Source organism: Sporosarcina sp. FSL K6-5500, assembly GCF_038005665.1.
Taxonomy (GTDB): Bacteria; Bacillota; Bacilli; order Bacillales_A; family Planococcaceae; genus Sporosarcina; species Sporosarcina psychrophila.
On record NZ_JBBOTP010000001.1, the window covers coordinates 466,173 to 485,130 of the forward strand.

At 43.8% G+C, this 18,958-nt stretch carries 20 protein-coding genes and 1 pseudogene; 1 reads left to right on the plus strand and 20 read right to left on the minus strand.

Annotation, left to right across the window (positions count from 1 at the left end; genetic code table 11):
• The 9 genes from flgL to MKX62_RS02215 form a co-directional block, all read right to left on the minus strand.
• Window positions 1–930, minus strand: coding sequence for a flagellar hook-associated protein FlgL (flgL, locus tag MKX62_RS02175; protein WP_340740550.1), 930 nt, complete (start codon window positions 928–930; stop codon window positions 1–3).
• A 41-nt stretch (window positions 931–971) separates the two neighbouring features.
• Window positions 972–2,522: a flagellar hook-associated protein FlgK gene (flgK, locus tag MKX62_RS02180; RefSeq protein WP_340740551.1), complete on the minus strand. Its 1,551-nt coding sequence runs from the start codon at window positions 2,520–2,522 to the stop codon at window positions 972–974.
• Between the two features lie 12 nt (window positions 2,523–2,534).
• Entirely contained in the window at window positions 2,535–3,032 is a 498-nt protein-coding gene (locus tag MKX62_RS02185) for a flagellar protein FlgN (RefSeq protein ID WP_340740552.1), read from the minus strand.
• 192 nt (window positions 3,033–3,224) lie between these two features.
• A complete protein-coding gene (gene flgM / locus MKX62_RS02190; protein WP_340740553.1) occupies window positions 3,225–3,488 on the minus strand; it encodes a flagellar biosynthesis anti-sigma factor FlgM in 264 nt (87 codons plus the stop codon).
• Between the two features lie 157 nt (window positions 3,489–3,645).
• The gene (locus tag MKX62_RS02195; protein ID WP_340740554.1) at window positions 3,646–4,062 is read right to left on the minus strand and encodes a TIGR03826 family flagellar region protein; all 417 of its coding nucleotides are present in this window, start codon (window positions 4,060–4,062) and stop codon (window positions 3,646–3,648) included.
• A 20-nt stretch (window positions 4,063–4,082) separates the two neighbouring features.
• Window positions 4,083–4,691 carry a ComF family protein gene (locus MKX62_RS02200; protein ID WP_340740555.1) on the minus strand — a complete coding sequence of 203 codons (609 nt, stop codon included), beginning with the start codon at window positions 4,689–4,691 and terminating at the stop codon, window positions 4,083–4,085.
• Complete coding sequence (locus tag MKX62_RS02205) at window positions 4,688–6,070, minus strand: DEAD/DEAH box helicase (protein ID WP_340740556.1); 1,383 nt, start codon at window positions 6,068–6,070, stop codon at window positions 4,688–4,690. Before MKX62_RS02205 ends, MKX62_RS02200 begins: the two co-directional genes overlap by 4 nt.
• Window positions 6,071–6,133: 63 nt before the next feature.
• A complete protein-coding gene (locus MKX62_RS02210; protein WP_340740557.1) occupies window positions 6,134–6,979 on the minus strand; it encodes a DegV family protein in 846 nt (281 codons plus the stop codon).
• Between the two features lie 137 nt (window positions 6,980–7,116).
• Window positions 7,117–8,355, minus strand: a complete 1,239-nt coding sequence (locus MKX62_RS02215; protein ID WP_340740558.1) for an EAL and HDOD domain-containing protein — start codon at window positions 8,353–8,355, stop codon at window positions 7,117–7,119.
• 241 nt (window positions 8,356–8,596) lie between these two features.
• Between MKX62_RS02215 and MKX62_RS02220 the strand changes: the two genes are divergently transcribed.
• Complete coding sequence (locus MKX62_RS02220; protein ID WP_340740559.1) at window positions 8,597–9,373, plus strand: enoyl-CoA hydratase-related protein; 777 nt, start codon at window positions 8,597–8,599, stop codon at window positions 9,371–9,373.
• Window positions 9,374–9,473: 100 nt separating this feature from the next.
• Here MKX62_RS02220 and MKX62_RS02225 read toward each other — a convergent pair whose 3' ends face one another.
• The 11 genes and pseudogenes from MKX62_RS02225 to MKX62_RS02270 form a co-directional block, all read right to left on the minus strand.
• Entirely contained in the window at window positions 9,474–9,776 is a 303-nt protein-coding gene (locus MKX62_RS02225) for a late competence development ComFB family protein (protein ID WP_340740560.1), read from the minus strand.
• Window positions 9,777–9,991: 215 nt separating this feature from the next.
• On the minus strand, window positions 9,992–10,642 hold the full coding sequence (locus MKX62_RS02230; protein ID WP_340740561.1) for a TetR/AcrR family transcriptional regulator: 651 nt from the start codon (window positions 10,640–10,642) through the stop codon (window positions 9,992–9,994).
• Window positions 10,643–10,672: 30 nt separating this feature from the next.
• The gene (locus MKX62_RS02235; protein WP_340740562.1) at window positions 10,673–11,701 is read right to left on the minus strand and encodes an ABC transporter permease; all 1,029 of its coding nucleotides are present in this window, start codon (window positions 11,699–11,701) and stop codon (window positions 10,673–10,675) included.
• A complete protein-coding gene (locus MKX62_RS02240) occupies window positions 11,698–12,429 on the minus strand; it encodes an ABC transporter ATP-binding protein (RefSeq protein WP_340740563.1) in 732 nt (243 codons plus the stop codon). The genes MKX62_RS02235 and MKX62_RS02240 overlap by 4 nt, the downstream gene beginning before the upstream one ends.
• 448 nt (window positions 12,430–12,877) lie before the next feature.
• The gene (locus tag MKX62_RS02245; protein WP_340740564.1) at window positions 12,878–13,405 is read right to left on the minus strand and encodes an SF0329 family protein; all 528 of its coding nucleotides are present in this window, start codon (window positions 13,403–13,405) and stop codon (window positions 12,878–12,880) included.
• 11 nt (window positions 13,406–13,416) lie between these two features.
• A complete protein-coding gene (locus MKX62_RS02250; protein ID WP_340740565.1) occupies window positions 13,417–13,959 on the minus strand; it encodes a GNAT family N-acetyltransferase in 543 nt (180 codons plus the stop codon).
• A 19-nt stretch (window positions 13,960–13,978) separates the two neighbouring features.
• Window positions 13,979–14,134: pseudogene (locus MKX62_RS24375) on the minus strand (alpha/beta hydrolase family protein); the annotation flags it as partial.
• Window positions 14,135–14,174: 40 nt separating this feature from the next.
• Window positions 14,175–14,612: a helix-turn-helix domain-containing protein gene (locus MKX62_RS02255; RefSeq protein ID WP_340740566.1), complete on the minus strand. Its 438-nt coding sequence runs from the start codon at window positions 14,610–14,612 to the stop codon at window positions 14,175–14,177.
• Between the two features lie 16 nt (window positions 14,613–14,628).
• Window positions 14,629–15,162: a DUF6932 family protein gene (locus MKX62_RS02260; RefSeq protein WP_340740567.1), complete on the minus strand. Its 534-nt coding sequence runs from the start codon at window positions 15,160–15,162 to the stop codon at window positions 14,629–14,631.
• Between the two features lie 210 nt (window positions 15,163–15,372).
• Window positions 15,373–17,349 (minus strand): S9 family peptidase, encoded by a 1,977-nt coding sequence (locus MKX62_RS02265; RefSeq protein WP_340740568.1) that lies wholly within the window; start codon window positions 17,347–17,349, stop codon window positions 15,373–15,375.
• 439 nt (window positions 17,350–17,788) lie between these two features.
• Window positions 17,789–18,904 carry a citrate synthase/methylcitrate synthase gene (locus MKX62_RS02270; RefSeq protein WP_340740569.1) on the minus strand — a complete coding sequence of 372 codons (1,116 nt, stop codon included), beginning with the start codon at window positions 18,902–18,904 and terminating at the stop codon, window positions 17,789–17,791.
• Window positions 18,905–18,958 lie beyond the last annotated feature (54 nt).

Below are 18,958 nucleotides of genomic sequence, written 5' to 3' on the forward strand. Positions count from 1 at the left end.
TTAACGCAAGAAGTCTACGAGTGATGGTTGGATGATGCGCGCACCGACGGACAGTGCAGCGCGGTGAACTGCTTCTTCAGTGATCATATCAGTGATAGCTTTCTCGTATTCGACGTCTTCATTTTCACTCATTTGTTTTTTTGCAGCGCCTTCTTGGACACCAAGGCGATTCCCCATCATTTCAGACCGATTTTGACGAGCACCGATGTCGGCACGCATTGTTAGGACTTCACCAAATTTTTTATCAATCTCTGTCATCGCTTTATTAAAATTTTCTTGGGTAGCCGGGATATTAGGAAGGGTAGGGTCAGGATTAGGCGTTCCATCAACCAAACCTTGAAATAGATCATCAATCCCTTGAAATAGTTCAAGGGGGTTCGTGTTGACTTTTAAAGTTATTCCATCAAATACTTCAATGTTTATATCGCTTGTAAATCCAGGTATTATACTGTTTCCATTAGCATCTACTTCAGGATATTTCCCTGTAGCCTTATCATAAAGCGGTGTCGACGTTTTCGTCCCACTGAATATATATTTATCCCCTACTTTGGTATTCGCCATGTCCTTAATTTGCTCTTGTATCTGTTTAAGCTCACTCGTAATTTTTTCACGGTCTTCATCTGTCAAACTACCCGTTGCACCTTTGTTAGCGAGCTCACTTGCACGTTTTAACGCTGATCCTACTGTATCAAATGCATCATCAGAACTGTCGAGGTAGTTATTCACTTCACCTAAGTTGCGTTGGTATTGACCAATTTTGTCGACTTGCATGCGGTAGCCCATGCCTTTCATGACAACGACGGGATCATCGGATGGGCGGTTAACTTTTTTACCAGTTGTAATTTGTTCTTGTAGCTTGCCCATTTTATTGTAGCTTGAGGATAGATTCCTTAGCATATTATTGGAAAGCATTGATTGTGTGACGCGCATTTAATTTCCTCCTCTGTACATATCCCTAAAAGTGAAGATAATTACCTTCCAACGACACCCATGCCATTGATGATTTTATCCAATGTTTCGTCGACAACCGTGATCATACGTGCGGATGCGTTGTATGCTTGTTGGAATCTGATCATGTCGGTCATTTCTTCGTCGAGTGAGACGGAGCTGATGGATGCACGGCGGTGTTCGACGGCACCTAATAGTGTTGCCGAATTGATTGTGTTATTTTGGGCTTGTCTACCATCTACTCCCAGTTTACCAATGACGCCTTTGTAATAGTCTTGAATGTTTGAACCGCCAAGACGGCCTCCCAATGTGTCAAATTGAAGATCAGCAAGTCTCTTTGCAATTTCACTGTTACCTTCTTCGCCAAGCTTGCCTGAAGCCCCAAGCTTAGACGGGTCGGCAATGATTTCGGCATTCACTTTCATGTTTCCAGCTTCGAGACCGTTCGGATCGAAGAAATCAATACGAGTCGTAGCATCGTTAGGTGGCAATCCAAATCCCTCTTGATGTATTTTGTTAAACTCTTCAACAAAAGCCTTCGCCATTTTGTTCAACTCGGCAATCATGTCTGGGTATAGACCTTTAATTGTTGCAGGATCTGGAACGCCCGCATTCAGATCCACAGTCCCGTATGAGTTCATTAAAGATTTCAAGTTACCTTGATCTAGAAAATCTCCATGTTCAGGTTCGCGTAGTGTTCCATCAGATGATTTAATTACCAGTCCAATAATTGGTTTAATGCTTCCATCTGGTTCTATTAAAGGGTTCGGATCTGTTCCTAAAGTCGCAGATTTGCTACCGTTAACAAGTTCTATTGGTGTACCATTTTTCATTTTCAACGTAATCGTAACCGAACCCTCTGCTATCGCTGGCGCTCGTCCACCTGAAGGTTTATAACTTGTTTCAATTGGTACAATAGCCGACAACTGATCTATTAGCACATCCCGTGCATCATATAAATCATTTGGCAGATAGCCGTTCGGTTCAACTTTTGCAATCTGTTCATTTAACTCAGTAATTTGCTGAAGGATGGAATTGACTTCTCCTGTTGTAACATCAATTTCTTTCCCTAAATTCGTTTGGATGTCCGATAACGACTTATGCATATAGTTGAATGAGTCCGCAACCGCTTCACCTCTTCGAATGACGACAGAGCGTGCACCGCCGTCTTTAGGGTTAACGGCAAGGTCTTGTAGCGATTGCCAGAATTCGCTGAATGATTTTTGGAGTCCGTATGCAGATGGCTCGGCTAAAACGTCTTCCATTTGAGAAATTGCTTTCGTTTTTGATTCCCAGAAGCCCAATTTGGTTGATTCCTGTCTAAATTGCTGATCAACGAAGCCGTCACGAATTCGTTGAATGGACCCCGCATGAACACCCGTCCCAAGGAATCCAGGCATTGTGCCGGCACCTAGTCCAACCCCTGGGAATCCTGCTGTAGCTTCCATATTGACTCGCTGGCGTGAGTAGCCAAGTGTGTTGGCGTTACTGATGTTGTGTCCTGTTGTATAAAGAGCGGATTGCTGTGTGAATAAGCCGCGTTTGCTTGTTTCAAGTCCCATAAATGTAGACATTAATGTACCCCCTCAGGCATTTGTATCAAAAGATGGTTGTTCTTTCAATATTTTTTGTCCGTTGATTTCTGTTTTTGTATAGTTGGCTGATTCCGGACGCGGTCGGGCGATGTCCAGCGACAGATTCACGAACTGAAGTGACTGGTAAGTTAGCTTTTGGTTCAGATCATTTTGCCATTTCAGGTCATGAATCGCATGCAGGAGACGGTCCCTCGCCTCCTCAAGGCTTTTGTTGTCCGGTTCCGGGACGACGTCGAGCAAGTCAGTGACGGTTGGATTGAGTGATGCTGATCGTCCTTGATCAGCCAAATACTGCGTCACATCTCGTTGTCTGAGACCGTCCATCTGGATGATCGCAGCTAAATGGGATTGCTCGTCTTTCAACAATTGGTCGAGTCCTTCCATGTCCCCGTTTTTGATAACTGCCGTCTTGTCGTACGCAATCCGGAGCAGGCTTCTATGAAGTTTTTCCAGGTTGTTAAGTGACGTCAGAATGGTTGTTATAGACATGTTTTCTTCCTACTTTCATAAGTATATAGGTCTACATATAGAGTCCCACTGAATCCGCTACGGCGCTCGGGGATGCCTCCCGCCCTAAGCCAAGCAGCTTCGCCGCCAGTCTTAGGGCTTCGGCTACCCCTTGTAAGGCGCCTTCGCTTAGTTCATATAGGTATTCATATTTTCAACATATATAGTCAGTATTTACCGTTTAAAGTATTTTGCCAAGTTGGAGGCGAGCTGTTCAGGATTGACTTCGTATGTTCCAGCTTTGACCTGCGCTTTCAATTCTTGGACGCGTTCATTTCTTGCTACAGTAAATGACGACATTTCCGAAAGCTGTTTTGCTTCGGATGAAATTTCGAGTTTGTCTGTTTTCATTTTTGCTTTTTGCTCTGTTTGTTCCGCTTTCAGCTGATTGGCTTTGTACGGGTTAATGGCAGGGAGTGTAAACTTTTCGATTTTCATCTAGGTCTCGCTCCTTTCTTTAGTAGCTTATGCTAAAAGTTTTATCTTACTCTTTATTTCGGCATAAATTCGTGAAGGTTTAGGGCCTTTCGAACGAAAAGCAGAGACGCCTTGGATATAGGAAAAACCGGTCAGTATAATACTGCCGGTTTTCTTCCTAATTTCGTTTACGATCGGCATGGTAGGTTGCTTTGTCATTTGCGTCAACCGCTTCTCTGAATTCCCGCGCCGCCTCAAATGTTTTAAGGTCGTTTTTAATGTCCGCTGTACAACCAACACATAATTTCCCTACATTTGTCAACTTGCCGCAATTGTCACATGGGTAACCGAGATTTGGAAATAATGCAGGCTGAAGTCGGCCTTTACGTACCCATTGGTGAAGAAGGGTTTCCGTTACGCCAGTCACTTCCACAATCCGTTCAATTGTTGCCGCCCGATTTTCACGACGTCTCAAAAAACGATAGACCTCTTCATACATTTTTTCTTCGTTCCCAGCGCATTTTGCGCAAACTTCCCGTATACCTGTATAGTTAAAAAACTCACCACATCTTGGGCAATCTCGTAACTCTGCCATTTGGTCCATCTCCATTCGTTTCATCGTTCGGCACGGATAAGTGTCACCGCTTCGACACGCGTAGCACCTGCCTCTTTTAAGACAGTCGCCGCATGATGGAGCGTTGTGCCGGTCGTGTAAATATCATCTATTACTATATAAGTACCTAATCGTATTGTCGCTCCAGCTTTAACTGTAAATAAAGGTGCCATCGCAAGACGCTCAGCTTTCGATTTTTCACCCATCACGTCAGTACCTGTTTTTTCGAGCAGGTGTGTAAACGGGATGCCTGCGCTTTTTAGTAGTTCATCGACATGAGAAAATGTCCGCTGAATCTTTTTTTCTGGATGCATCGGGATTGGAACGATTGTAGCGTTTCCTTTTAGGAGGGTACGCAGTTCATTCGCGAAGACGCTTGCTAGTGCGACATCTTGGAGAAATTTGAACTGATGAAGGTATTCACGCATTGCTTCGTTATATCTATAGAGCGACGTCAGCCGGTCCAGAAATGGTTCTTCTTCTTTTATGTCGGCACGTTGGAACTTTTTTGAACAGTCTTGGCAAATTTCTGTTTGTTGTTCGAGTGCAAGTAGTGCTTTCCAGGACGGTTTTTCTGCAATCGGCGTTTCACAGAGCAGGCAACTGTTCATGTGCGGACACTTCCTTTATTCAACTGAATGATTTCGTTTTTCGCTTCGTCCATTGCATAGGTGATGCCATGATGAAAGAGGACGAAATCACCTGATGGATGTTGCGCGGAACGCCCGACACGGCCGCCAATTTGGATGAGTGCGCCTTTGTTGAATATGAGCTGTTCTGCCCCGACGACGGCGACTTGGACATTCGGGATTGTTATTCCACGTTCTAGGATTGTTGTTGTGAGAAGGCCAGGCACTTCTTTATCACGCAGTGCTTGGACATGCTGTTTTCGGTCTGGGTGCGAGGCATGGACCGCGTGAATACGTGCGTCTAGCTGTTGGAATAACGGTTCCGCTTGTTCCATGAGTCCTATGTGATGGAAAAAGATGAGGAACGGTTCTTGCCGCTTTAGTCGCTCTGCTGTCCAGTTGGCGAGCTTTTTGGGTAGTTTACCTTTTTGGATCTGTTTCGTGTAATTCCATAATGTCTCACACCGTGGAACGGGTAATGGGTGGCCGTGATATCGGCGGTCGATCGTTGAAACTTGTCCTGTTCGTTTGATGTCTGCAAGGAGTTTGTCCGATGGTGTGGCCGTGACGAAATGGACGGGTGCTCCAGGTTTCGCTGCCTTTCGAACCGCTCGTCTCAATGTTTCCTCAGCTGTATAGGGGAAAGCATCTGCTTCATCGACAAAAATGGCATCGAAAGTGTGACGGAATCGGTATAACTGATGAGTTGTTGCGAGAATGAGTTGGGGTGAGGATTCTGTTGTTGATTTTGAACCGCCGTATAACGCTTCGATTGCAGTTTGCGGAAATGCTGCGCGTAGGCGTGGTTCGAGTTCAAGAATTACGTCGACGCGGGGTGCGGCGATGCAAACCCGGTTGCCTGTAATCAGCAGTTTGTGGATTGGTTCGAATAAGATTTCTGTTTTTCCAGAACCGCAGACGGCGTGAATGAGATGCGGGATGCGTTTTGTATTGCTTCGTGTTAGTTCCTCAGATGCTTGCTGTTGGCGCGGTGTCAGTGTACCTTGCCAAGCGATGATGTGGTTTGTCGGATAGGTCGGTGGTTCTGCGTTCCAGACGATGAGTTCAGTGCAGGTTGACACACGCCCCATTTTTAGGCAGTGCCTACAATAGGTGCAAGATCCTTCGCATTTTGCGCAGTCGAATATTGTGAAGCGGGCTTGTGTGTCGTTTTCACATCGGTTGCAAAAGTGGCGTGTTTGATTGGCAAACGCTTTGGTTGATTGGATGCCTTGAATGGTTTTGATAAACTTGGAAGCGATGTGTGCGTCGATTGTTTCAGTTGGAAAAGGGGTGTGCGAGCGAAGCCAAATACGGCCAGCCAGGAAGTCCCTGACTGACGGATCGAATGTAATGGTCATTTGCAACACCTCCAATGCGTTTCTTTTTATGGTGTTCTTCGTTTGTCTAGTTTAAGCGGCCACTTAAACTCTTCGTTTCACCCATCCAAGTCCCATTGATGCTTCCCCAAGATGTGTGCCGATGACGGGGCCAAAGTGGCTGATGGTGAATTTGACGTCTGGTAACTGTGCGGAAAGTGCCGCGAGCCATACTTCGGCATCTTCTGGTCGGTTGGCATGAATGATTACCGCCTCGAGTGGCATTTTCGCTGCGTCCTCCATCAACATGTCCACAATCCGTTTCATAGCTTTTTTACGTGTGCGTATTTTTTCATATGGGACGATTACTTTATCCTGAAAGTGGAGGATTGGCTTCACTTGAAGAAGTCCACCAATCAGTGCTTGTGCAGCGGAAAGTCTGCCGCCTCGTTGCAGATGTGTGAGGTCGTCCACCATGAAATAAGCACGCATCGTCTTTTTCATGTCATCTAGCTCAGCCATGATTACGTCTGGTGTCGCTCCTTCTTTTGCAAGTTCTGCCGCGCGGAGTACGTAAAACCCTTGTAAATAACAGGAGATTTCGGAGTCAAATGTGACTACTTCAATGCCTTCCACCATCTTACCGGCTTGTTGAGCACCTGCATATGTGCCGCTAATACCACTCGATAGATGGATGGAAATGACCGCGTCATATGTGTCTTTTAACGACTCGAACAGTTCAATGAATTTGCCAATTGGCGGCTGCGAGGTCTTTGGTAGCGGTCCATCCCCGCGTACTTTATCGTAAAAATCGGTTGAACGAATATCAATTTCTTCATCATACATAATGCCGTTAAGCGCAACTGTTAGTGGAATCATATGAATATCCAATTCCTCCATTAAAGCTGCTGGTAAATATGCCGTGCTATCCGTAACAATTGCTGTTTTCAATGTTAAATCAGCTCCTACCCCTATTCTACGTGAATTGAAGTGAAATGGGAATGTGAAAGTGTGAGGGGTGCAAATCGGGCGACTCCGTGAAAGCAAAAATCGCCCACCCTATTTAAAAAGGAACAGACGATACTTTTTTAGTGCCACAAACTTTGTGTCCAACGATGTGCTTCTAACGTACATCTGCTCAATTCAGCTTGTGTGATTCCCATTTCCGTGATCAGTTGCTCGACACGTTGCCAGTCAAAGCGCTCAACGGCTTCAGCAAGTTGAAGATACGGCGTGATTTCAGTCCGCTCCCCTTTTACTGTATGCGCTACTTCGTCAGATAATGGAATGAGTTGCAAGATAGTATCCCAATCACTCTGCATGATGACGTCGATCAGTGAAAACATACCCGCAAAGAAGTATTCTTCGGGATTTTTCTTGCCGTCATGTTTCGCAAGTAGTTCGCACATTTTTGCCCGTGTCAGTGAGAAATCAGCAAGCGCTTGTGTGCGACCATTCCCTGACCTCTCTCCGATTTCGCGCAATGCAAGGACTTGTACCCATCTTTTCGTTTCACACAGCCCGATAAGAACGATGGCTTGTTTGATTGAACTAATCCTTTTTGGCACCCCGAACCCAAGGGTGTTAATCAGCCTCAGTAATTTATAGGACAGTGAAATGTCGCGCATGATAAGCTCCGTGATTTCATCGATATTCGGTGGTTCTGTATGAAGACGCTCGATAATTTGAAAATGAAGACTAATATTCGATTGGATTTCGATACCCGTTACAATTTCCGGTTTGGAAAAGAAATAACCCTGAAACAATTTGTAGCCTGATGCTTTTGCCGCCTTGAATTGTTCCTCCGTTTCAACTTTTTCGGCAAGCATTATGATAGTGGGATACTGTATGATGAATTTCTCGATTTCTAATCGCTCGGCTGGTGTCGTATTTAAGTAATCTACTTTTATGAAATCGACAATTTTGAACAATTCACTATGTGCTCTATATTGTTCCTGAAGGATAAAATCATCTAATGCAATCTTGAAACCTGTTTCTTTCAACAACCGCAATTTAGTTAGGAGTGAGGGGGTAATCTCAACGTTTTCCAAAACTTCAATGACGACTCGTTCAGGGTCAAGGCTTGAAAAAATGTCTTGCGCAAGTAATTCGCCTGTAAAATTGATGAATGACAAACTGTTCCCCGCTACTTTCTCGATTCCTATTGTTAAAAATGTATTGACGAGTAAGCCAATAGTCGCTTGTTCAGGGTTCACGTTTGGGAAAAAGTTTTTATGACTATTTCTATACAGCAGTTCATAACCATAGATATCGCCATTTCCGTCCAGTATTGGCTGTCTGCCAACGAATGTATTTGTATCGTTCATATAATTCACTCCATTTCTAGTAGTATAGCAAAAAACGACTTGTTTACCACTATAATCACAAAAAAGTACCTATTATGTGGAAATAAGAACCCCATTGAACCAAATATCGCGCTGGAGGGTGCCTTCACACAGTTTTATATAGGTTTCCATTTGTTCAACATGGATCAATTAAAATAGCAACACACCCTGAATAATGGTATGTTTTAGTTATCAATAGGTTTTATTCAAGGGGGATTTTAAAATGGAAGCAATCCATTATGAACAAAAGGGGAATCTCGCTTTTGTGACGCTCAATCGTCCGGGAGCAATGAATGCACTTAACTACGATATGTTGGTTGAACTGGGGCAAATTACAGAGTCGATTCGCATCAATCCAGATATCCGGGTTATTATTTTCACAGGGGCCGGAGATCGTGCATTCAGCGTTGGGGCTGATCTAAAGGAACGAAAAACACTTACGGACCTGCAAGTGAAGCGGAATCTTTACAAAATTGGCGAAGTATTCTCAGCGATTGAGAACTTGCCACAACCAACGATTGCGATGATGAACGGCTTTGCATTCGGGGGGGGAATGGAACTTGCGCTGGCTTGCGATTTCCGGATTGCAGCCGACACTGCACTTATGGGATTAACGGAAACGGGGCTTGCTATTATTCCAGGAGCGGGTGGAACGCAGCGTCTTCCGCGTTTAATTGGCGAAGCGAAAGCGCTTGAACTTATTTTGACGGCACGCAGAATGTCAGCGGCCGAAGCACATAGCTATGGTGTCCTGACGAAAATTACAACGCCGGAAAATCTTATTCAGGAGACAGCCGACTTTGCAGATTCAATCCTTGCGAACGGCCCAATTGCCTTACAGCAGGCGAAATTTGCGATTAAACACGGCATGAATGTGGACTTACAGACAGGACTTGCGATTGAACGGAAGGCGTATGAACTTACGATTCCGACTGAAGATCGCATTGAAGCATTGAATGCATTTTCGGAGAAGCGCAAGCCTGTTTTTAAGGGGAAATGAGGAAGTACTGAGTGTTTGTGCGGTATGAAGCCTTTTTAAATTTTTGTATAACGATCAAAAGCCTGTCGTCCCCCTCAGAGGAACGACAGGCTTTTGGGTATTATACAGTTGTTTTGGAAGTAACAGGATTCATCACCGGACAGCGTGGACTATTTGAAACAAATGTGGCCGCTTTTGTAACGATTAGTATAATATTCGTAGCACCTTGACGATCCGCTACATGTGCCGCTCTGACGTATGGTCCATATTCCTCATTCGCAATATAGCGCGGAGGCAATTCATTAAGCGCGATTGCCATTATATCGTTAAAGCATCGCTCACATTGACAAGTTAGTTGCATTTTGTCTTTATATTGCATCAATACATCGCGAACGATTTCTTCCATGACATTGTATAGGGCCATTTTCTCACGCTCCAGTTGTTAATAGATATGTTTCGAGGGTACTTTCATATCCACTATTTCCCATTGAGTATATCATTTCCCCAATTTATTATCCTCGGCTAAATGACCTAATGAATTCCTTATTTGTTTACCTCTACTTAAGTCTAGCCATGCCCAAGTACAGAGTTGGAAATAATTCACATAATTAATAATAGTTAAATAATAAATTCCCCTTGTCACTCCTCCGGCGCCAATCCTTTCATCAAGAACTGAATAGTCAAGTCGACCTCCACTTCGTCATCCCAATCGGCATTAGGTAATATAGCATATCGAGTTACAAAGTAGCCGATGATTGTCGAACCTGTTAAGCGAAGAACGGTATCGATGGGCAGTTTGATAATTTGCCCTTTATCCTGGTAATGTTCAATAATTTGCCTAAGCCGCGTAAAGACTTTGCTGCCGACATGCTCAATGAATTGTTCTTTTAATTCTGGATGAAAAGGGATTTCCTGAATGAAGATTTTGATGATTTTAAGATTACTTTTCAAGAACTTTCTACGATTATCAATCATCGCTCTTACAAAGTCTTCAAATGTTTCATGGTCATGATTCAGTACTTTATTGATATCCTTTATAATAATCGGCGCCATCAATTTGATCATCATCGGTGTGACAATGGACATCAGTAACTCTTTTTTCGTTTTATAATGTCTGAAAATTGTTCCTTCGGCTACTCCCGCTTTTTGGGCAATTTCCTTTGTAGACGTGGCGGAATAGCCTTTTTCAGCGAAAGATTCAATCGCTGCGGCTACTATTTTCTTTTGCCGCTCTGTTAAATCACCTTTTTGATTGAACATTTCCTCGATCATTTGATCCTCTTTTGTCATGCTGAACTCCCTTTTCGTCAATCATTTCCGTTAAATTTTACGGTATTTTCGTAGGGCCAGGATGTTTACTATGATAAACAGTAAAGAGAATCCTGCTAACGCTAAAATATCCATGTAAATAGCGCCCCATCCATATCCTCTGACCATTATATCGCGTAATGCATCCGCCGCGTAATACAAAGGCGTGAATGGGCCAACCCAGCTCAGCCACTTCGAGATGGTATCCAAATTAAATAATCCAGAGAAGAAGATTTGTGGGATAACGATGATTGGGATGAACTGTATCATTTGGAGTTCATTTTTGGCGAATGAAGATAGTAAAATACCAAGCGTGAGCGCTGTTAAAGCGAGTAGCAAGGTAATCAGTAAAACATAGCCGAATGCGCCTTCCATCATCATTCCGAGTACATAAATTTCGTAAGCAGCAATAATAGTCGATTGAATCATCGTGAAAATTCCGAAGCCAAATACATACCCCATTACGATTTCCCATTTTCGTAATGGACTCGCAAGTAACCGTTCAAGCGTGCCCGTTGTCCGTTCTCGTGAAAACGATACACCTGCAATCAAAAAGACAAAGAAGAAGACGAAAAATCCGAGAAGAACGGGTCCGAAATAATCAAACGTCCCCATGTCGCTAGAACCGTGTAAGTAGTCGATTTCCAACTGGGGATTATTAGCGTTTTCCTGCTCAGTTGGCATTGCTTGTTGAAGCCATTTCATCGCGGCACCAGCAACACTCGGGTCGCTTCCCTCAAGAACGACGGTGGGTTCGTTGTTTTTAAGTGTTAAGTAGCCATCAATCATTTGCTCAGCTAAATCAGCTTTTGCACTTTTTTCATCGCTGTATGTGGTGACATCTGCCCCGTCTAAATCCATCTGTTCCATAACTGCATCTGGGACATCAACGAAGCCTATTTTCGGTGTATAGTCTCCTCCGTTAAACACGAGATGCAGCATCGTTAATACAAGGATAGGCGCAACAATGAGCAATCCCATTGTCCGTTTGTCACGTACAATTTGCCGTAAAATTCGTTGTGTCAATGCGAAAACCCTCATTTTTTTGCACCTCCGTAAAAAAGGAAAGCTTCCTCAATTGTTGTTGAATTCGTCATTTCTTTCAATTCATCAGGCGTGCCAACTGCAATTAGACTGCCACCACGAATCAATCCAAGTCGATCGCATTTGTCAGCCTCATCCATTACGTGCGTCGTCACAATGATTGTCGTTCCATTTTGTTTTAATTTGTAAAAGGCTTCCCAAATGCTTTTTCGTAGAACGGGATCAATGCCGACAGTCGGCTCATCGAGGATTAAGATTTTTGGTTCATGAAGTAATGCGATTGCTAATGAAAGCCGGCGTTTCATGCCACCGGAGAAGTTGGAAACTAGCTTTTTCAGGTCGCCTGAAAGCTGAACAAGTTCCATCACTTCTGTTATTCTACGCGTTTGTTTTTCACCTTTTAGGCCATATAAGGACGAGAAAAATTGCAAGTTTTCTTTTGCTGAAAGATCTTCATACAGCGCATCCGATTGCGCCATATAACCAATGCTGGTAATTAATTTTAATGAAGGCATTTTCGTTTGAAATAAATAGCTTTCCCCTGAAGTTGGCGTATCCAAGCCTGTTAATTGTTTAACTAGCGTCGTTTTCCCTGCGCCAGATGGACCGAGCAGACCAAAAATTTCCCCTTCGAGAATATCCAAATTAATATCCTCTAGCACATGGTGTTTCTTATAGCTTTTGGATACGTGGCGAATCGATACACACGTCTTTGGTTGTTCCATCCTTAACACCCCTTCCGCGATAGTGAGTGAGTACTCACTTTTATTGTATGCGAGGGATTTGCGTTTGTAAAGTGAGTAAGCACTCATTGTTTTGTTGAATGATTGTATGACTTTGGGACCGATCATATCGCTCGGTTAACGATCATATCCTTCCTCGACCAATCATATAACTCGATAAACGATCATCCCCTTCCCCGACCAATCATATAACTCGGTTAACGATCATATCCTTCCCCAACCAATCATATAACTCGGTAACCGATCATAAGTCCCTCACATTACACCCAAATCCCAAGCTAAATCCTGACATACAAACAGCCATTCCGAGTTTCCGGAATGGCCACCTGTATAAATTGAAGTACTGAATCCGGTGTATAGATTAAGCGAAGGCGCCTTAACAAAGGTAGCCTCAGCGGTTCAATGGATTTCTTTATTTCAACTTATCTAGTTATTCTTTTGAATCTGCTTCTATACGAATTTCGTAAAATGCCTTGACCAATCCGCTTTCCTTTTCAGAATCGATTTCTGCGAGTCTTCTCTTTCCAAACCGCCTATCGAATAAGCTAATCGCTCTGACAAACGGATGCTCATGAACAATCGCTTCTTCAAACGGCATATGAACGTAATCGAATAATAGTTCTTTCACATCCCATGCTGGGAAAACTTCGTCTGCAATCATTTCCTTTTCAGTATCCTCATATGCACGATGATAGGCTTTATAGTCTTCAGATTGTTCTAATTCCCGCCAATGGAGGTGCCAAGGAAACGGATTTAATTGTCGCTCGTCCCGTAAATCGTCACTGCGTCGATTCAGTTCCATCGCGTATGGAATATCCGATGCCCAGCCAATCTCTTTTCCATCTAATGTCACACGAAAACTGCTTGTCTGGTCATGACTTTTTCGATGAATGATTGCCTGATAATGTACCCGCCCTTTCAGTGACTCACACAGCAAACCCTCCGCCATCTGTTTCAACTTCGACCACCTCATGAAAGTCGGGATTCCCATTCTTCGCGGAGAATACCCATCCGAATCGAATCATAGTAAGTCCCGTTCCAATAACGTACTTTCCGCAACCGTGCTTCCATCGTCATACCCAGTTTTTCGCCGACCTTAATCATACGCTCATTACCTGACCACGTCGTATAGCCGACACGAACCAACGGCATTTCATTGAATAAATGATCAATCCACATCGTGAATGCTTTCGTTCCGTAGCCGCCGCTCCAATACTGTGGTTCATAAATGACAATCCCCATCTCCAGCCAAAGGGACGGCTTATGTTCCCAGTAATAACTAACCATGCCGATCAATTCGCCATCCACTTCAATGCCCCAATAATCGTCCTGTGCAACGATTTTATCGCGTCTTTCCAGAAACGCTTCGTACGTCATTGTCTGATGTTCATAATAGGGTGCATCCCACTTTTTCCATTCTGGGTTTTCATCTTTGAAACTGAGTTCCCACATTCGTTGTAAATCTTGTTCTTGGATTGGACGTATCGTTACGCCCTCATTTGTATAACTCAATCATATTCCTCCAAATCAATTATAGATATTTCTCGAACCAGCCTGTTATCTCGTCCAACCTTGCAATGCGCAAGTTTGGTGTACCCGTGCGCGATAAGTTATGATTTGCATCTGGGAAGCGGACAAATTCCGTTCCTTTCCCTATGCTTTTTAATGTGATGTATAACTGCTCTGAAACGATTCGAATTGTGTGAGTGCCTGTGCGCTGGGAAATCTCACGCCAATAACAAATCCTCAGACTGAATCTCCGTTTTAGCCACCATTCGCATGGCTTCCATTACTTCTTGGACTCGTTCTAACGTAGCCCCATAATATTCGTTTCGTTCATCTCTCGATACTTGGGAAGCAGATACACCTAAGCGATCAGCAAGTTCTTGCTGGCTTAGACCCACGTAAATCCGATAAGCAATTAATGATTTGCCCAAATTGTGAAGATTGATGATGGGTTCAAATTCACCTCTCCGAATTCGTTCATAATAAACGACTTCCTCCTCCAATTGTTCATGGAAGGTAATGGACGGTTGCAATGCTTTTTCCACTTGTTCTCCCGTTAACCCCATGTCTTCTAACACTTTTTTTTGGTCTCGAATGAATAACTTATCCTCTTGAAGTTTTTCAAGCGATTTTTTATAGGCTGTTTCTGTTTTAATCATAGTTCTTACACCTCCATTATTGAATAATTTTCACAATACCTTTTGGTAGATAAGAGTCCCTTGTTTTTCTAAATGCAGCTGGAAACTGCTGTTGATTTCCATGTTCATCCCGAATGCCGGATGGCTGACCGAAATGAGGATATAACTCTACACGATAGCGATGCCACATCGGCAATTGCTTTTTAGTAAAACCACGATAAGGTTTTCGACTACTACTATCCCAAGTCCAAACTTTATAAGGATCTAAGGCGTTTAATTTACGTTCCAATTCCCCCGATGCCAAGTCCATTAACTCACATTCAAAATAACCATCAATGTCATTGGGATGGGCTTTATCCTCTACAAATGACCCGTCAATATAAATTTGATTAATTCCCACCACCCAAAGCTGTTCAGCCAGGATTTCCAACTGGTTGACCAAAAACAATCGCCATTTCATATCCCACGGATTCTCATTTTGTGATCCCTTGACAAGAATGGATACCCTCAGTTCGTTTAACGTTAATTCATAGTCTTTTGGAGGTAACAGACCTTCCTCGTTAAATTTCATGATTTGATTTCTCCTTTTAGTATATTCAAAAATAACGTTTTTGATAACTTAACAAATATGTTATTTTCATCTTAACATGGCCATTCATTAATAAAAAGGAATGTGCAATACGCATAACTAGCTAGTAGCCACTTATAGGTGTTCTTCAGAAAAAAACCAATACGCTCCTTTTTAACAGAGGCATTGGTTTTTCTTCATTCCTGATTCTGTTTATAGATATTTCGCGAACCAGCCTGTTATCTCGTCCAACCTTGCAATGCGCAAGTTCGGTGTACCAGTGCGCGATAAGTTATGATTTGCATCTGGGAAGCGGACAAATTCCGTTTCTTTCCCCATGCTTTTTAATGTGATGTACAGCTGCTCTGCTTGTTCAATCGGGCAACGGAAATCCTTTTCCGAGTGTAAAATTAACAGCGGAGTCTCAACGTGTTTCGCATATTTCAGCGGTGAATGTTCCCACAGCTTGTCAACGTCGGTCATGTCAGCGCCGATTTGCCAATCGCTGAAGTAGTAACCAATATCGGATACGCCAAAGAAACTGATCCAGTTAGAAATCGAACGTTGCGTGACAGCTGCTTTGAAACGATCAGAATGCCCAACGATCCAGTTCGTCATGAAACCGCCATAGCTCCCACCTGTTACACCAAGTCGGTTCGTGTCGATCCAGCTATTTTCTTTACAAACATAGTCAAGGCCAGCCATAATATCTTCATAATCTCCGCCACCGTAATCTCCTCGTACGGCATCTACGAATTTCTGGCTATAGCCATGGCTTCCGCGTGGATTAACGTAGAGGACCCCATATCCTTGCGCCGCCAATAGCTGTAACTCATGGAAAAACGTATTCGCATACATTGCGTGCGGACCGCCGTGAATTTCGACGATTAGCGGATAATTAGTCCCTTCAACGTAGCCCGCCGGTTTCATTAACCAACCATGCACGTCCCAATTTGTCGCCCCTTTATAGACAATTGCTTCTGGTTCAACAAGTTCAACTTCCTCTAAATACGTTGCGTTGAATGAAGTGATGGCTTGTCGTTCGCCTGTTGCGATTGTCTGTTTATATAGCTCTCCCGGATTAATGGCATTGCTGACTGCAACGAGCGCAAACTCGCCGTCGACTGAAATATCATAGCCATATACATGCTCATTTTCAGGTGTTGCGGGATATAACTCCCCTTCGAGTGACGCAAAGTACAGACGGATATCGCCCATTGTCGACAGTTGAAAATACAAATAGTTATCCTTTGTCCAAACTGCAGACGGTGCATCCGCCCCTTGCTGATGATCCGCAACTGCTGCATCCCCAACCGGTGCGTCTATGCTTTCCGTCAAATTCATGCGCATACCGTCTTCCGTGTCATAAACGTACAAACTGCTATGTGTCGCATTTTCGAATGATCGGTCTGAACCAACATATGCGATGTAACGGTCATCAAAGGAAAATTGGGCGCCGCCGAAATAGCCCTCTTCATCGACAAGAACCGTTTCTTCTTTCGTTTCAACGTCTACAATAATTAGCGGTTGACGGAATTCGAAATCCATATTATTCTTTCGGTTGACTCCGATAATTAATTTCTTGCCGTCATGCGATATGGCTTGCAATCCATGCTGGAAATTTCCCTCAGTGAACTGCGTTACCTCTCCCGTTTCGATGTCGACAAGGCCGATTTGTTTGTACGTATCTTGTGGCAACAAGCCTGCCCCGTCCATCTGATATTTCATTTTCGTGGCGCGGTACGGCTGCGGCTTTTTCTTTTCGTCCTTTTCTTCTTTATCTGTAAACGTCTTGCCTTCTTTCACGACTGCGTCCACCCAAATTTTCTTGCCGCACGGCGACCAAAGGAAACCCGAAACGCCTTTTTCGAATGAGGTTACTTTCTGTGCTTCCCCACCTCTTGCCTGTAGGATGAACAACTGGTTCTTCTCTTCCCGGTCCGATAAAAAGGCGATTTGTTTCCCATCGGCAGACCATTCAGGTGATGAAATCGTACTTTTGCCATGCGTCCACTGCGTCACTTCGTTCGATTCCAGATCTACGTGAAATAAATTCGCTATATATTTATTGTCTTCCTCGTCAATATGCGTTTTTACAAATACTGCTTCCTTGCCATTCGGTGCTAATTGCGGATCCGTCACAGACTGTAATTTAAATAGGTCAGCTACTTCCAGTTTACGTTTTTCCATTGCTAATTCCCCCTTATTTCTTCTCTATCTACTTATTTCGACATTCGTAACAGTTTCCCTTTTTTCATGGGTATAAAAAAATGATCTCCTTGTGTGGCAAAGGAGATCTGGTGTGGAGCTATGGGGGCTGGTCGTGAGACTGTGATGGCAAGCTGACGAACTGTAAGGGCAACACGGAACCGTCATGGCAAGTCGCCTAACTGTGAGGACAAATCGTCTAACTGTCACGGCTAACTTCAAAACTGTGAGGGCAATGCCGAACTGTCATGACAAACCGACTAACTGTAAGGGCAAGTCATCAAACTGTCACGGCTAACTTCAAAACTGTGAGGACAACGCGGAACTGTCATGGCAAGTCGACTAACTGTGAGGACAAATCGTCAAACTGTCATGGCTAACTTCAAAACTGTGAGGGCAACACCAAACTGTCACGACACAATCATCTTCCCACATGAAACCTCTCATCCAAAACTACCATTTCGCCTACAAACACCGATTGTGGTCGGAAGATGGTGTTGTCACTTAACTGTTCAATCGCATGCGCTGTCCAGCCGACGATTCTTGCTGCACTAAACGTTGGTGTGAACAGTTCCGACGGCATTTCGATTGAACGCATGATAGCTGCGGCATAATATTCGACGTTCGTATACAATTTCCGGCCCGGCTTATACTCTTCCAGCAAAGATATGATTTCTTTTTCAGCTGCTGTCGCCAAGTCCAACCAGTCATCTTCCCCCGACATACTGATGCATTTATCTCTCAAAAGAACTGACCGAGGATCTTCCGTTTTATAAATTCGGTGGCCGAACCCCATGATGCGTTCCCCGCGTATCATTTTAGCCTCAATGACTGGACGGATATTTCCAAGCGTTTCCATCTCCTCCAACAAATCGATGACACCCGATGGCGCGCCTCCATGTAACGGACCTTTCATCGTTCCGATTGCCGACGTGATTGCAGATGTCAAATCGGATTCAGTCGAAATGGTGACTCGTGCTGCAAAAGTCGACGCGTTCAATCCGTGTTCCATCGTTAATTTCAAATACGTTTCGAGCGCCTCGACTTGTACGTCATTTGGGATAACGCCTGTTAGCATCCACAAATAATTCGCTGTGTGCGATAAAGTCGGATCCGCTTCAACGATTGATTGTCCTTGTTGATTTCGATAATGGCGCGCAATAATCACTGGAAGTGCCGCTGTCAAAACAAGCGCCTGATCCTCGATTATTTCATCCTTAAACGCAGGGTGTCCATAAGCGGAAACCGCCGTCCGTATCGCATCCATCAGTGGCATATCAGCAGGAAGTGCATCAATAATCTTCACAACATGTAGAGGAAGTTCTCTTCCCGCAATCAGTTTTTCATTCAATATACAAAGTTCACTTTCTCCCGGCAATACGCCAGTCCACATAAAATAAGCCACTTCTTCAAATGAATGCGTCACTATGAGGTCGCCTATAGAAACACCCCTATATCGCAATTCCCCTTTTTCTCCATCGACCGACGCGATTTTCGTGTGTACCGCAATAACATCTTTCAACCCTTTTTGAAACATGATTATTCCTCCTTCTTTTCTTTAGTATAAGGCGAAGGTATAATTACGGAAATT